Here is a 12,635-nt window from a genome sequence, read left to right on the forward strand (position 1 = left end):
CGGCGAGCGGCCGGAACGCGCTATGCGGCCTGGCGGGCGGGCGTCGCGGCACGATGCCGCCGGTCAGCCAGCACGCTGATGGTGCAGGGTGCCTGGCCGGGATCGATCTTGGCCGGCAGGTGCCTGGACCGGGCGGCGGACCGGAGCATTTCCAGCGCATCCTCATCCACCCAGGCGCTGGAGATATCAAGCTCCAGGTCCAGGCCCCCTTTGAGGGAGTTGGCACGCTTGGCTACGACGTAGAGTGCGTTGATGCTGTGGATGGTGATATGCCCCTTTGCAATCACCTGGGCCCTGCTGTGGTCCAAGTCAATGCGGACCACGATATTAAGCTTCGAATTCACGTTGTAAAGCCTTCCCCGGCATTGGCTGCGACGCTGCAGCTTCTTGCATGGCCTGTTTGCTAAGCCTCAACCAGATTAGGGACAGAATGTGATGTGCGCAACACCGTGGCCTCTATGACATCGAAGCGAACGTTGGCCCTTCCGCTCTGATCCGTGATGTGATCAAGGCACGCCCCAGTAGCACCGCCTCCGAAGGACACCCCATGAGCAAAGAACAGCTGATCATTATCGGTTCCGGCCCGTCCGGCTACACCGCCGCCATTTACGCCGCCCGCGCCGGACTGAACCCGCTGGTCCTGGCCGGCTCCGTCACGGCCGGCGGTGCCCTGATGAACACCACCGAAGTGGAGAACTTCCCCGGTTTCCCGGGCGGCATCCAAGGCCCGGAGCTGATGGACGGCCTGCAGCAGCAGGCGGAAAAGTTCGGCGCCCGCATCGAGTACGACGACGCCACGTCCGTTGAGCTCAAAGGCCCCGTCAAGCGCGTGGTCACCGGCGGCGGGGAGACGTACGAGGCGCAGGCAGTCATCCTGGCCACCGGCTCGGCCTACAAGGAGCTCGGCCTGCCGGAGGAGAAGAAGTTCAGCGGACACGGCGTCTCCTGGTGCGCCACCTGCGACGGGTTCTTCTTCCGCGACCAGGACATCATCGTCGTGGGCGGCGGCGACTCCGCCATGGAGGAAGCAACTTTCCTGACCCGCTTCGGCAAGACCGTCACCGTGGTGGTCCGCAAGGGCGAACTGCGGGCCTCCCGCATCATGGCGCAACGGGCCAAGGACAACCCCAAGATCCGGTTCGCCTGGAACTCCGCGGTCAGCGCCATCCACGGCGACGGCAAGGTCACCGGCGTGACCCTCACGGATACCCGCACCGGCGAAACCCGGCACCAGGACGCCACCGGCATCTTCGTGGCCATCGGGCACCTGCCGCGGACCGAACTCGTGGCCGGCCAAGTGGATCTGGACGAGGAGGGCTACATCAAAGTGGATGCCCCCACCACCTGCACCAACCTCTCCGGAGTCTTCGCCTGCGGCGATGCCGTTGACCACCGGTACCGGCAGGCCATCACTGCGGCCGGCACCGGCTGCGCGGCTGCCCTGGACGCGGAACGCTTCCTGGCAGCCTTGGAGGACGCGGCCAGCATCGCGACTGCGTTGGTGGAGGAACCGACGCACAACTGAGGCAGTCCGGCGGCGGGCCCCCGGGGTCAGACCACTTCGGGGAGCCTGCCCGTTAATACAGAGACCGGAGCGGCGGACCAGCGCTCGCGTTCGGGCTCGTAGGAGATCACCATCGACGCGTCGTTCTCGCGAGCCTCGTCGATGGCCAGCAGCAGGGCATCCTCCATGTGCCGGGCATACTCCAGGCGCTCCGGCAGGGAACCCTGCAGGCCGGCGTCGTCAATCAGCACGTGGCCCTTGCCGTCCACAATGACCTTCAGTGAATACCCGCGGTCCTCGTGCAAGGACCCCCGGGTGGACGCAATCTCGGTGACCCGGTCTGCCCGGACCAGCCCGTTGCCCAGAGTGCGAACCCACACTTCACCCATGAAATGACCTCCCCTTGGCGGTGGGCACGAATCAGCGCCCCATAAGGCGAACGCTACTCCTCGCCGGCCCTTTTGTGACCCCTGTATTTTTACCGCCGGGCCGCACGCGGGCTGGGGACCTTCGGCACTTTTGGCATGCGGTTGGGCCAGGGGATGGTGGTGCCATGGCGGACAGGACTTCCACCGGCGGGAGCGGCAACATTGGCTCCGCAGTGGTCAATGCCCTGCTCCTGTACGCGATCAACATCTGGCCCGGGTGGCAGGTGCTGCCCTTCCTCACCTCCGGCATGGTCCGCGTCCTCGACCTCATCAACGCGTCCCTGGTCGCCGGCATCGTGGTGGGCGTGGTCTGCGTCCTGATCCGTGCCCGGGCCCTTTTGGCCGTGGGAAACCTGGTGGCGCTGGGCTTCGGCATGGCCGCCATCATACGCGTCTGGGAAGTCTTCCCCTTCGACTTCACGGGCGGCTGGACCGGCTGGCCGGTGCTGGTCCGGGTGCTCCTGCTGATAGCCATGGTGGGCTCGGTCATCGGGGCCGTGGCGGAGCTGGTCAACCTGGTCCGTGCGTTGGCGGGCATCGAGCCCCGGCCCAGGAAACGCTAGGGGCCCGGGGCTCTGCCACACCCCATCCCTCGCGCCACACCCCTGATGCATTGGCGGCGGCCATAGGATAAATCTGATGACTTCCCCGGATGACGCCCAGCCCTTCAACCTGCGCAGTATTGCCGTCGCCGCGTTCGGTCCCACGTTGCTCTTCGGAATCGGCCAAGGTGCCATCCTCCCGGTGGTGGCATTGTCGGCCCGCGAGCTGGGCGCATCCGTGGCCGTGGCAGCCCTCATCGTGACCCTCATCGGCCTGGGCTCCTGGTTCTTCAACCTGCCCGCGTCACTGGTGACCCTGCGCTTCGGAGAGCGCTGGTCCATCGTGGGCGCCGCCGTCGCCGCCGGCCTGGCCCTCGCCGCCGCCGCCACCTCCGCCCTGGCCCCGAACGGACTCTGGCTGCTGGCCGTGGCGATGACCGTCGTCGGGATGTCCGGTGCGGTGTTCGGCCTGGCCCGGCAGAAATACCTCACCGAGGCCGTGCCCGTGGCGTACCGTGCCAGGGCGCTGTCCACCTTGGGCGGCGTGAACCGCATCGGCGTGTTCATCGGCCCCTTCGCGGGCGCGGCCGTGATGCAGTTCTTCGGCATCGCCGGCGCATACTGGGTGGGCGTGGTGGCCATGGCCGCCGCAGCCCTGCTTTCCCTCACCATCCCGGACCTGGCGGTACCGGACGCTCCGCCGGGCGGGGACGGTGCCGCCCAGCCCACCCTCCGGAGCGTCGCGGTCTCGCACGCGGGCGTGTTCCTCTCGCTGGGCGTGGGCATCCTGCTGCTCAGCGCGCTGCGGTCCTCCCGGCAGGTGGTGATCCCGCTCTGGTCCGACCATCTAGGCATGGACGCCACCTCCGCGTCCCTGATCTACGGCCTCTCCGGTGCGATCGACATGCTGGTGTTCTATCCCGCCGGCAAACTGATGGACCGCAAAGGCCGGCAATGGGTGGCCATCCCGTCCACGCTGCTCATGGGAACCGCGCTGCTGCTGATCCCGCTCACCGGATCCTTCACGGGACTGCTGCTGGCGGCGCTGCTGATCGGCTTCGGCAACGGCATCAGCTCCGGGCTGGTGATGACCCTGGGAGCGGACTTCTCGCCGGACCGCGGCCGCGGCCAGTTCCTGGGCCTCTGGCGGTTCATGGCGGACGCCGGGTCCACCGGCGGCCCGGTGCTCCTGTCCGGGGTGACGGCCCTGGCGTCCCTGGGGCCGGGGATCTCAGCCACGGGCATCCTGGGGTTCGCGGCGGCGGCCGTGTTCGCCGTCGTCCTTCCCCGCCTCAAGCACCGCCGGAACTACTGACGCCGGCAGGCTATTCTCGACACATGACCGACCCCGGCGTGAGCGCCCGCACCAGCCCCCTGCACAAAGCCGTGTGGTGGGCCCAGGACTATGCCTATGCCACCGGCTGGCAGGTCCGGGGGTTCCTCTCCCGCGTGCAGCCGGCCTCCTTCCGGACCGGCACCCTCCAGCCCGTGGTGATCATCCCCGGCGTCTACGAAAACTGGCAGTTCATGATGCCGCTCATCCGGGCCATCCATGATGCCGGGCACCCAGTGCACGTGGTCACGGTGCTGCAGCGCAACAAACTCAAGGTGCCGGACGCCGCCAGGCTGGTGGCCCAGCACCTGGAGGAGGCGGGCCTGCACAACGCCATCCTGGTGGCCCACAGCAAGGGCGGGCTGATCGGCAAATACACCATGCTGTCCCTGGACCCCGAGCACCGGATCGACCGGATGATCGCCGTGTGCGCACCATTCTCCGGTTCCCGCTACGCCCGGTACATGCTGCTGCCCAGCCTGCGGATCTTCTCGCCGCGCAACGCGCTGACCTTGCAGATGGCGCGCGAGCAGACCATCAACAGCCGCATCACGTCCCTGTACGGCCCGTTCGATCCGCACATCCCGGAGGGCAGCGTGCTCCCCGGCGCCACCAATATCGAGTTGCCCGTGGCCGGGCACTTCCGGATCCTTGGCGACCCCGGGACCGCGAGGATCATTGTGGAGCAGCTGAGCCTTCCGGCCTGACCGCACCCGGTGCTGCCTCTGCAGATGCTGCTGCCGCGATCCGGCCGGCGATGAATTCTGCGTCGCGGCCCACGCCGTGGACCATTGAGGAGGCGAGCGAATGCTGGAAGGTGGCGCCGAGGAAGTAGAGTCCGGGCTGGGCGGTGGCCACGCCCCGCTCTTGGGCCGGCTGGCCGTCGGCGCCCATTACGGGCAGGTCGATCCAGTCCAGGTCCGGAGTGAATCCGGTGCACCAGATGACGTTGGCCACTGCCAGTGTCCTGCCGTCAGCCAACAGCGGCAGGCCGTCTTTGACGCCTTCCGTCCTGGGAACACGTACGACGCCGGCACGCACCAGGTCCCGGTCCTTCACCCTGACCAGTGGTCCGCTGTGCGAGAGCACGCGGGGCCGGGCCTTCCGGCCGGCGGGTGTGCCGAGCGTCAGGATATGGGAGAAGGCGAAGAAGACGGCAAGTGTCAGCGGGCGGGCGGCGACGGCGTCGACGCGCCAGGGGATTTCGCCCGGATGGCGGCCTGACAGGTAGGCGGTGCGGGTGGAGGCAAGTTCCAGGGCGATGTCCGCACCGGAATTGCCGGCGCCGACCACCAGGGCCGGTCCCGGCGCGAGGTCACGGGGACTCCGGTAGCTCCCGGCCGTCAGCTGCCGGATGGCCGGGCTGAGCTGCCCGGCGAAGGCGGGAATCCGGGGTTTCCGGTCCCAGCCGGAGGCGACCACCACGTTGTCGGCTTCGAACCGCCGGCCGCCGGCGTCGATGACGAAACCGTGGCTGTTGTGGCCGAGGCCGGTGACCCGGACATTGTGCCGGACCGGCAACCCGAACTCTTCAACATAACGGCCCAAGTATTCGGCGAACTCTTCGCGGGAGGGGAAGGACCATTGCGGGGCGGGGAAGCGGCTGCCGGGCAGGGCATCGTAGCGGGCCAGGGTAAAGAGCCTGAGGGACTCCCAGCGGGCGCGCCAGCTGTCACCGGCTGCCGCCTGTTCATCCAGGATCACAAACGGCCGGTTGAGGCGGCCAAGGTGGTATCCCATGGCCAGGCCTGCCTGGCCGCCGCCGATGACCACGGTGTTGAAGCGCTCCGACATGGTGTCCTGCCCTTCCGTCCGTGCCGCTTCGCCGCGGTCCCGGGCTTCCTGCTACAATTCATCCGAATGGCATTCGGATGAATAAAGGCTAGGCCCGTCGATGAGTGAAGTCAATGCCCAGGCGCGCCGCTACAACTCCCCGTTGCGGCGGGAACAGGCGGCGGCAACCCGGGACGCGGTGCTCTCCGCTGCCCGGGACCTGTTCGTGGGCGAGGGGTACCGGTCCGCCACCGTTGCGGCCATCGCCCGGCGGGCGGGTGTCGCCGTCGACACGATCTACGCCACGATCGGGCGGAAGCCGGACCTCCTGCGCGGGGTGGTGGAAGCGGCGATCTCGGGGACCGGCCAGGCCGTCCCGGCCGAGCGCCGGGACTATGTGATCCGCATACGCGAGGCGACGGGGGCGGCCGAGAAGATCTCCCTGTACGCCCAGGCCTTGGCACGCATCCAGCCCCGGCTGGCGCCGGTGTACGAGGCGCTCCGCGATGGGGCCGGCACCGATCCGGACTGCGGTGCCTTGTGGCGGGAGATCTCGGACCGGCGCGCGGCCAACATGCGCCAATTCATCGCGGACCTCGCCACGACGGGGAAGCTCCGCACGGACCTGCCGGCCGAGGAACTCGCCGACGCTGTATGGAGCATGAACGGGCCGGAGTACTGGGGGCTGCTGGTGGGCCAGCGCGGCTGGGATCCGGAACGGTTCGCCGGATGGCTGGGCGATGCGTGGTGCCGGCTGTTGCTGGACCGGCCCTGAGCCTCGCTGCAGCCGCCCCTTAACTGAAACGCTCCTCCGGAAAGCCTTGTCAGCCTTCCGGAGGAGCGCAACTAAAGCGTCCCGGACGGTATCAGCCGTCGGAGCCCGCCGGGGTGGTGGTGGCGGTGTAGCCCTCAAGCTTCAGTGCCGCCTGGGCATACTTCTGGTCGAACGTATCCGCCATGTTGACCTTGGAGGTATCAACGCCAATCGTCTTCTCCTCGTCAAAGACTGTCTTGGGCCCGCCGGCGGGCATGATGCCGTCAGGGAGGAACTGGCCCTTGTCCTGGTCCAATGCCTTGACGTAATCGTCCTTGCTGATGGTGCTGTTCTGGACGAAAGCCGGCGGCAGCTTGTCCGCGATCTCCTGGGCCGAGTGGGTGCTGATCCAGTGCATGGTGTCCACGAGCGCATCCACCACCTTCTGGGCTTCATCCTGGTGGCTGTTGACCCAGTCCGCCTGGGCGAGCAGGCCTGCGGACGGCAGCGAACTGCCGAGGGCCGCCTTGGCGCCATCCGCCGTAGCCAGGTCAATGGCGGGAACCGCAAGGTTCTTGGCCTCGAGGGCGCCCACTGTTGGCTGGGTGGTCATGACGCAGTCGGCGGACCCGCGCTGGATGGCCGCGATGGCGGTGGCGCCGGCACCGACGGCGATGGTCTGGTAGTCGCTCTTGGACAGGCCGGCCTTGGACGCAATGAACTGGGTGAGTTCGTCGGTACCGGAGCCGAGGTCCGTGACGCCGACCGTCTTGCCCTTGAGGTCGGCTCCGGAGTGGACGTTGGCCTTCGGGCTGCACATGATGCGCTCGCCGGGGGCGCCGGAGAGCTGGATGAGGTTGGTGACCTTCTTGCCTTTGGCCTGGAAGTCCACGGTATGGATGTACCACGCTCCTGCCATGTCCACCTGCCCGGACGCCATGGCCTCCTCCGCACCGACGCCGCCCTGCTGCTCGGTGGAGAGTTCCATCTTGACCCCGTACTTCTCGTAGTAGCCCAGCTGCTGGGCCAGTTGGTACGGGAGGTAGATCTGCTTGTCGATGCCGCCCACCATCATCTTCACTGTGGGCATGGAACTGGTGTCGGCGGAGGCGCTGCCGCCGGCGGACCCGCCGCTGGAGGCAGGGGTGGAACTGCTGCCGCAGGCTGCCAGGCTGAGGGCAACCGCTCCGGCGGCTGCAGCGGCAAGAATAGGGCGCTTCATCATCATTGTTTTACGCATCCTTTTGTTTGTCCCGATCGGGACATGGGTGGCGGGTTTAGGGGCAGTGCGGGTTGGAAAGCTGGGTCCGGGGTCAGATGGCCTGGGCCTCGGAACGGTTCGGCGGGCGCCATTTGAGGAGCCTGTGCTCAAGGAGGTTGATCAGGGATTCGGCAAAGAGCGTGACGACGGCGATGATCACCATGCAGGCGAAGACCGTATTCGGATCGAAGGTCCCCTGCGCCTGGCTGATGATCAGGCCGATGCCTTTCTGCGCGCCGAGCACCTCGGCCACAAGCGCTCCGATGATGGCGAAGCCGAAAGCGGTGTGCAGGCTGGCGATAATCCACGTCATCGCGGAGGGAATGGTCACGTGCATCGCCACCTGGTACGGCGAAGCGCCGAGCACCCGCACATTCGCCACCAGGTTCTGGTCCACCTCACGGACGCCCTGGAAAGCGTTGAAGAACACCACGAAGAAGACCAGCACGGCCGCGAGCAGGATTTTCGGGAAGACCCCGAGGCCGAACGCCACGATGAAGATCGAGCCGAGCACGATGCGCGGAATCGAATTCACGATCCGGATGTAGGGCCCGACGACGGCAGACAGGTACTTGTTGGACCCCAGGAGGATGCCGAGGATCACGCCGACGAAGGTTCCCAGCAGGAAACCAAAGAACGCCTCCTGCGCGGTGACCCCCAGGTTCTCCCAGATGGTGCCGAACGCCGTCCCTTCGGTGAAGAGCTTGACCAGGCTGTCCCAGATTTCGGAGGGTTGGCCGAAGAAGAATTTGTCCACCCATCCTTCCGTGGTGAACCACTGCCAGCCGCCCACCACCGCGACGGCCAGGACCACCCGGCCGATCCAGATGGACGTGGTGCGGCGCCGGGCTTTGATCCGGCCGACGCTCTTCGCTGCTGTTTCTGGTTCCACTGGCGTCTCGCTTTTGCGGGTTTCGGGGTGGGCAACGGTTGTCATGCCGCACCTGCCGTCAGGGCATAGGCGCGGGTGACTTCGTCCTTCAGGGATTCCCAAATACGGCCCTGGAGTTCCAGGAAGCGCTCCTCGTGCCGGATTTCCTGGACATTGCCGCGGGGCCGGGGAAGGTCGATGTCGAAGACGTCCTTGACGGACCCGGGGCTGCTGGTCATGATGACCACCCGGTCCGAGAGCGCCACCGCCTCGTCCAGGTCATGGGTGATGAACAGGACCGAGGGCCGCAGTTCCTCCCAAAGCTTGAGCAGTTCGTTCTGCATGATGGCCTTCGTCTGCACATCGAGTGCTCCAAACGGCTCGTCCATGAGGAGGATCCGCGGATTGTTAATAAGCGCCGCCGCCATGGCCACGCGCTTGCGCATACCGCCCGAAAGCTGGTGCGGATACCGGTCCTCGAAACCGGCCAGGCCCACCCGGCGCAGCCAATCCCGGGCAAGGTCCGTGGCCTGGCGCTTCGGCATGCCGAGAAGGATGGGCCCCATCATGACGTTGCTGAGGACGCTCTTCCAAGGAAACAGGGCGTCCGCCTGGAACATGTAGCTCACACCGTCGGTGATGCCTTCCACCAGGTTGCCGCCCACCCTTACCGAACCGGCACTCGGCTGCTCCAGGCCGGAGACCTGGGCCAGGGTGGTGGACTTGCCGCAGCCCGTAGGTCCGACGATCGAGCAGAACTGTCCGGCCTCGACGGTCACCGTCACATCACGGATGGCCGTGAAGGTTTCGCCTTTCGGCGTCAGGTAGCGCTTCGTCAGGCCGGACACTTCGATCCGCGCCCCTTCGGCGGCCTTCTGCGGAGGCCCGGGCGGCCTGGGTGTGGGGGTGCTGTCCATTGCAAGACCTCGCTGTCTCTTGTCCATGTAGTTCGGGTTAGTGATGGTGGTCACTGGAACTGTGTGAAGCTTAGGAAGTGATCATTCCGGGCAGAAAGACTTCCGTAAGATGTGTGCTTTAGCCGCAAAAGTGCACGTTTTGTGCATTTTCTGCACCCATGCAAAATCCGTGCGTCCGGGGCCGCGATGAGCACCGAATCCGCGGTGCGCAGGCCACGGGCCGGCAGGCGTTTCACAACGCTGACCGCCCAAATCCTGCTTGCCTCGCTGTCGCTGCTGATCTTCACCGTGGCCTTGGGCGGTTTCCTCTTTTCGATGATCAGCAACCAGACGCTCGACCAGCAGTACCAGCTGCGCGCCCTCGGAATTGCGACCACCACAGCGCAGATGTCCGAGATCCGCTCCGCAGTGGCCTCCGGGGACCCCGGCCACCTCATCAACGGGATTGCCCGCCAGGTCATGGCAGCCGCCGGGACCGATTACGTCGTCGTCACCGACCGGGAGGGGATACGGTTCTCGCACCCGGATCCAGCGTTGATCGGCCACCGGCTGGAAGAACCCGTGGCGGTCCTGGACGGCCAAACCCACGTCGGTTTCGACCCCGGAAGCCTGGGCCGCTCCGCGAACGCCAAGGCCCCCATTTTTGGTGCCGGCGGCTCGGTGGTGGGCCAGGTCTCGGTGGGGATCGAGGACACCCAGGTCCTGAGCAACCAGATGCAGAACATCTGGCTGATCACGGGCTTCTCCGCCTTGGTCCTGGCCTTGGGCATCGTGGGCTCCCTGCTCCTCTCGCGGCGCATCAAGCGGGTCACGTTCGACCTGGAGCCAGCCGAGATCGCTTCCCTCCTCCAGGAACGTGAGGCTTTGCTCCACGGAATCCGGGAGGCCGTCGTCGGCCTGGACGACGACGGCAAGGTGACGGTGATCAACGAGGAGGCCCGGCGGCTGCTCCACCTGGAAGGGGAGGCCCTGGGGAAACCCATTGCCGAGCTGCTGCCGCATGGCCGCCTGCGGGACCTGCTGGCCGGCCGGCTCCCCGGCGCCGACCAGGTGGCGCTCACCGAGGATGCCCTGCTGGTTGTCAACAGGATGCCGGTGGCCACCGCCGGCCGCAGCATCGGGTCAGTGGTAACCCTTCGGGACCGCACCGAAATCGAAGGCCTGGTGCGTGACCTTCACTCGATCCAAGGTTTGATGGAGGCCATGCGGGCCTTGGAACATGAGTACGCGAACCGGCTCCACATTGTTGACGGCCTGCTGGAAATGGGGGACCTGGACCAGGCCAAGAAGTACGTCTCGCAGGTATCAACCATGTCCAGGTCCTTGGGGGAAAGGCTGCGCGCCAGCATTTCCCCGCCGGAGCTGGCTGCCTTGCTGCTGGCCAAGGTGGCCGTCGCCGCCGAACAAGACGTGCAGATGGAGGTGACCGCCGACTCCAGGCTGGAACATCCGGAGGCCGATCCCACCGAGCTGGTAACCATCGTTGGCAACCTCCTCGACAACGCCGTGGACGCGCTGGCGAATACGCCGCGGCCCCGCCGCGTGACGGTACAGTTCGACGACGCGGACGGCGTCTTCATCGCCGTCCGGGACAACGGGCCCGGCATCCCTGCCGACAAGCTTGACCAGGTCATGGTGGACGGATACTCAACCAAGGATCCCCGGCCCGGCATGCGTCGAGGCATCGGGCTGGCCCTGGTGAGCAGGATCGTGCGCAGGGCAGGGGGAACACTGGATGTGTTTCCAGGTCCCGGCGGTAACTTTGAGGTGTGGCTGCCGGCAAAGACGCAGGCAGCGGTTGAAGACAGGAGTGCCGGCGTTGATTAAGACGCTCGTCGTGGATGACGATTTCCGGGTTGCGGGCATCCATGCGGCCAGGGTGGAGCGGGTGGACGGATTCGAGTGCGTCGGCCAGGTCTACAGTGCCGCAGCCGCACGGGATGCCATAGTCCGTCTGAACCCGGACCTCCTCCTGCTGGACATCCACCTGCCGGACGAGGACGGACTCTCCCTCCTCCGGTCCCTGCAATCAGCCGGAACCCAGATCGACAGCATCGTGATCACCGCCGCGCAGGACCTGGCCACCGTCAAATCCGCGATGACCAGCGGCGCCATCTACTACCTGGTCAAGCCCTTCGGATTCGACCGCCTCCGCACGCAGCTGGAGGCCTACAGGAAGTGGCGCGAGGAGCTGGAAGCCGTTTCGACGGCAAACCAGGCAACCATCGACAACCTCTACAAGGCACGGTTGGCAGGGATCAAGGCGTCGGCTCCGGCCCCGCGCCTCCAGCCCACCATGCAGAAAGTGTTCGACGCCGTCCGGGCCGCCCGCGGGCCCGTCAACGCCGCGGAAATTGCCGAGCAGCTTGGCGTCAGCAGGCCAACCGCCCAGCGCTACCTGAGCACCCTGGAACGAAAGGGCCTCCTGGTCCTGGACCTGGCCTACGGCAGTACAGGCCGGCCGATGAATTCCTACACGGTCTCCTGACTGCCGCACTGACCGGCCGGCCGCCGGTGCAAGCTCGCCGCTGTTGATATAACCGCAGGTCAAGCACCAGTTGAAATTTCAAATACCTTGAGCATTTGTTGACTCTTTACCCCCTCACTTCCTGAGCTTGGCACTGCAAAGTAAGTCCCAGCTAGACAAAACGAACACCGCAAAGTCTGAGGGGACATCATGAAGAACAGCACTCTGGTCAAGGGAACTGCCGCTATCGCCGTTGGCGCCGCACTGCTGCTGGGCGGCGGAGGAACCCTGGCCAACTGGAACGCAGAAGCAACCGCCGCTCCCGGCACGATCGTTGCCGGTGACCTGAACGTGGTCAAGAGCGTCAACGGTGTGTGGAAAGACCGTAACGGCGCCACCATTGACATCAGCACCTACAAGGTGGTCCCGGGCGACAAGCTCACGTTCACCCAGGACCTGACCGTGACCCTGACGGGCAACAAGATGGCCGCCAACGTTGCCACCACCGGCATCAACGCCACCAACGGCTTCACGCCGGCCAACGTCTCGGTGAGCGCTCCTGTGCTCACGGTGGGCGGCACGGCCGTCGCCAACCCGCTCAAGCCCACGCAAACGGGCGCGGACCAGACGGTCACCGCAACCATCACCTTCGAATTCCTGTCCACCACCACCGGCCGCGCGGACACCACCGCGACCTACAACTTCAACAATGTGGCCTTCCAGCTGACCCAGGTAACCCAGTCCGGCCTCTCCTAGCCTGACGTGGCCGGGTGGCCCCAGGGCCA

14 protein-coding genes are annotated in these 12,635 nt (G+C 66.3%); 8 read left to right on the forward strand and 6 right to left on the reverse strand.

Annotation, left to right across the window (positions count from 1 at the left end; genetic code table 11):
- Positions 1 to 20: 20 nt before the first annotated feature.
- Positions 21 to 344 (reverse strand): hypothetical protein, encoded by a 324-nt coding sequence (locus tag ACX5I6_RS10060; RefSeq protein ID WP_461840391.1) that lies wholly within the window; start codon positions 342 to 344, stop codon positions 21 to 23.
- Positions 345 to 547: 203 nt separating this feature from the next.
- On the opposite strand from ACX5I6_RS10060, the gene trxB reads away from it, so the two are divergent.
- A complete protein-coding gene (trxB, locus tag ACX5I6_RS10065; protein ID WP_109044269.1) occupies positions 548 to 1,525 on the forward strand; it encodes a thioredoxin-disulfide reductase in 978 nt (325 codons plus the stop codon).
- 26 nt (positions 1,526 to 1,551) lie between these two features.
- Here the strand turns inward: trxB and ACX5I6_RS10070 are convergent, their stop codons facing one another.
- Positions 1,552 to 1,893: a thioredoxin domain-containing protein gene (locus tag ACX5I6_RS10070; protein ID WP_018760608.1), complete on the reverse strand. Its 342-nt coding sequence runs from the start codon at positions 1,891 to 1,893 to the stop codon at positions 1,552 to 1,554.
- A gap of 164 nt (positions 1,894 to 2,057) precedes the next feature.
- Between ACX5I6_RS10070 and ACX5I6_RS10075 the strand changes: the two genes are divergently transcribed.
- From ACX5I6_RS10075 to ACX5I6_RS10085, 3 genes are all read left to right on the forward strand, one after another.
- Positions 2,058 to 2,495, forward strand: coding sequence for a hypothetical protein (locus tag ACX5I6_RS10075; RefSeq protein WP_461840392.1), 438 nt, complete (start codon positions 2,058 to 2,060; stop codon positions 2,493 to 2,495).
- A 76-nt stretch (positions 2,496 to 2,571) separates the two neighbouring features.
- Positions 2,572 to 3,789 (forward strand): MFS transporter, encoded by a 1,218-nt coding sequence (locus ACX5I6_RS10080; protein WP_461840393.1) that lies wholly within the window; start codon positions 2,572 to 2,574, stop codon positions 3,787 to 3,789.
- Positions 3,790 to 3,812: 23 nt separating this feature from the next.
- Complete coding sequence (locus ACX5I6_RS10085) at positions 3,813 to 4,514, forward strand: esterase/lipase family protein (RefSeq protein WP_461840394.1); 702 nt, start codon at positions 3,813 to 3,815, stop codon at positions 4,512 to 4,514.
- Here ACX5I6_RS10085 and ACX5I6_RS10090 read toward each other — a convergent pair.
- Positions 4,483 to 5,601 carry a flavin-containing monooxygenase gene (locus tag ACX5I6_RS10090; RefSeq protein WP_461840395.1) on the reverse strand — a complete coding sequence of 373 codons (1,119 nt, stop codon included), beginning with the start codon at positions 5,599 to 5,601 and terminating at the stop codon, positions 4,483 to 4,485. The two genes, ACX5I6_RS10085 and ACX5I6_RS10090, sit on opposite strands and share 32 nt — an antisense overlap.
- A gap of 100 nt (positions 5,602 to 5,701) precedes the next feature.
- Here ACX5I6_RS10090 and ACX5I6_RS10095 point away from each other — a divergent pair, with 100 nt between their 5' ends.
- Positions 5,702 to 6,355, forward strand: coding sequence for a TetR/AcrR family transcriptional regulator (locus tag ACX5I6_RS10095; RefSeq protein ID WP_461840396.1), 654 nt, complete (start codon positions 5,702 to 5,704; stop codon positions 6,353 to 6,355).
- Between the two features lie 91 nt (positions 6,356 to 6,446).
- Here the strand turns inward: ACX5I6_RS10095 and ACX5I6_RS10100 are convergent, their stop codons facing one another.
- The 3 genes from ACX5I6_RS10100 to ACX5I6_RS10110 form a co-directional block, all read right to left on the reverse strand.
- The gene (locus ACX5I6_RS10100; protein WP_285248510.1) at positions 6,447 to 7,556 is read right to left on the reverse strand and encodes an ABC transporter substrate-binding protein; all 1,110 of its coding nucleotides are present in this window, start codon (positions 7,554 to 7,556) and stop codon (positions 6,447 to 6,449) included.
- A 91-nt stretch (positions 7,557 to 7,647) separates the two neighbouring features.
- Positions 7,648 to 8,532 carry an ABC transporter permease gene (locus ACX5I6_RS10105; protein WP_461840397.1) on the reverse strand — a complete coding sequence of 295 codons (885 nt, stop codon included), beginning with the start codon at positions 8,530 to 8,532 and terminating at the stop codon, positions 7,648 to 7,650.
- Positions 8,529 to 9,437, reverse strand: coding sequence for an ABC transporter ATP-binding protein (locus tag ACX5I6_RS10110; RefSeq protein WP_461840398.1), 909 nt, complete (start codon positions 9,435 to 9,437; stop codon positions 8,529 to 8,531). The genes ACX5I6_RS10105 and ACX5I6_RS10110 overlap by 4 nt, the downstream gene beginning before the upstream one ends.
- A 132-nt stretch (positions 9,438 to 9,569) precedes the next feature.
- Here ACX5I6_RS10110 and ACX5I6_RS10115 point away from each other — a divergent pair, with 132 nt between their 5' ends.
- The 3 genes from ACX5I6_RS10115 (at position 9,570) to ACX5I6_RS10125 (ending at position 12,606) form a co-directional block, all read left to right on the forward strand.
- On the forward strand, positions 9,570 to 11,210 hold the full coding sequence (locus ACX5I6_RS10115) for an ATP-binding protein (RefSeq protein WP_461840399.1): 1,641 nt from the start codon (positions 9,570 to 9,572) through the stop codon (positions 11,208 to 11,210).
- On the forward strand, positions 11,203 to 11,871 hold the full coding sequence (locus tag ACX5I6_RS10120) for a response regulator (RefSeq protein ID WP_461840400.1): 669 nt from the start codon (positions 11,203 to 11,205) through the stop codon (positions 11,869 to 11,871). The genes ACX5I6_RS10115 and ACX5I6_RS10120 overlap by 8 nt, the downstream gene beginning before the upstream one ends.
- 189 nt (positions 11,872 to 12,060) lie before the next feature.
- Entirely contained in the window at positions 12,061 to 12,606 is a 546-nt protein-coding gene (locus ACX5I6_RS10125; RefSeq protein WP_461840401.1) for an alternate-type signal peptide domain-containing protein, read from the forward strand.
- The last annotated feature ends 29 nt before the right edge of the window (positions 12,607 to 12,635 follow it).

Source organism: Arthrobacter sp. MMS24-T111, from assembly GCF_054888995.1.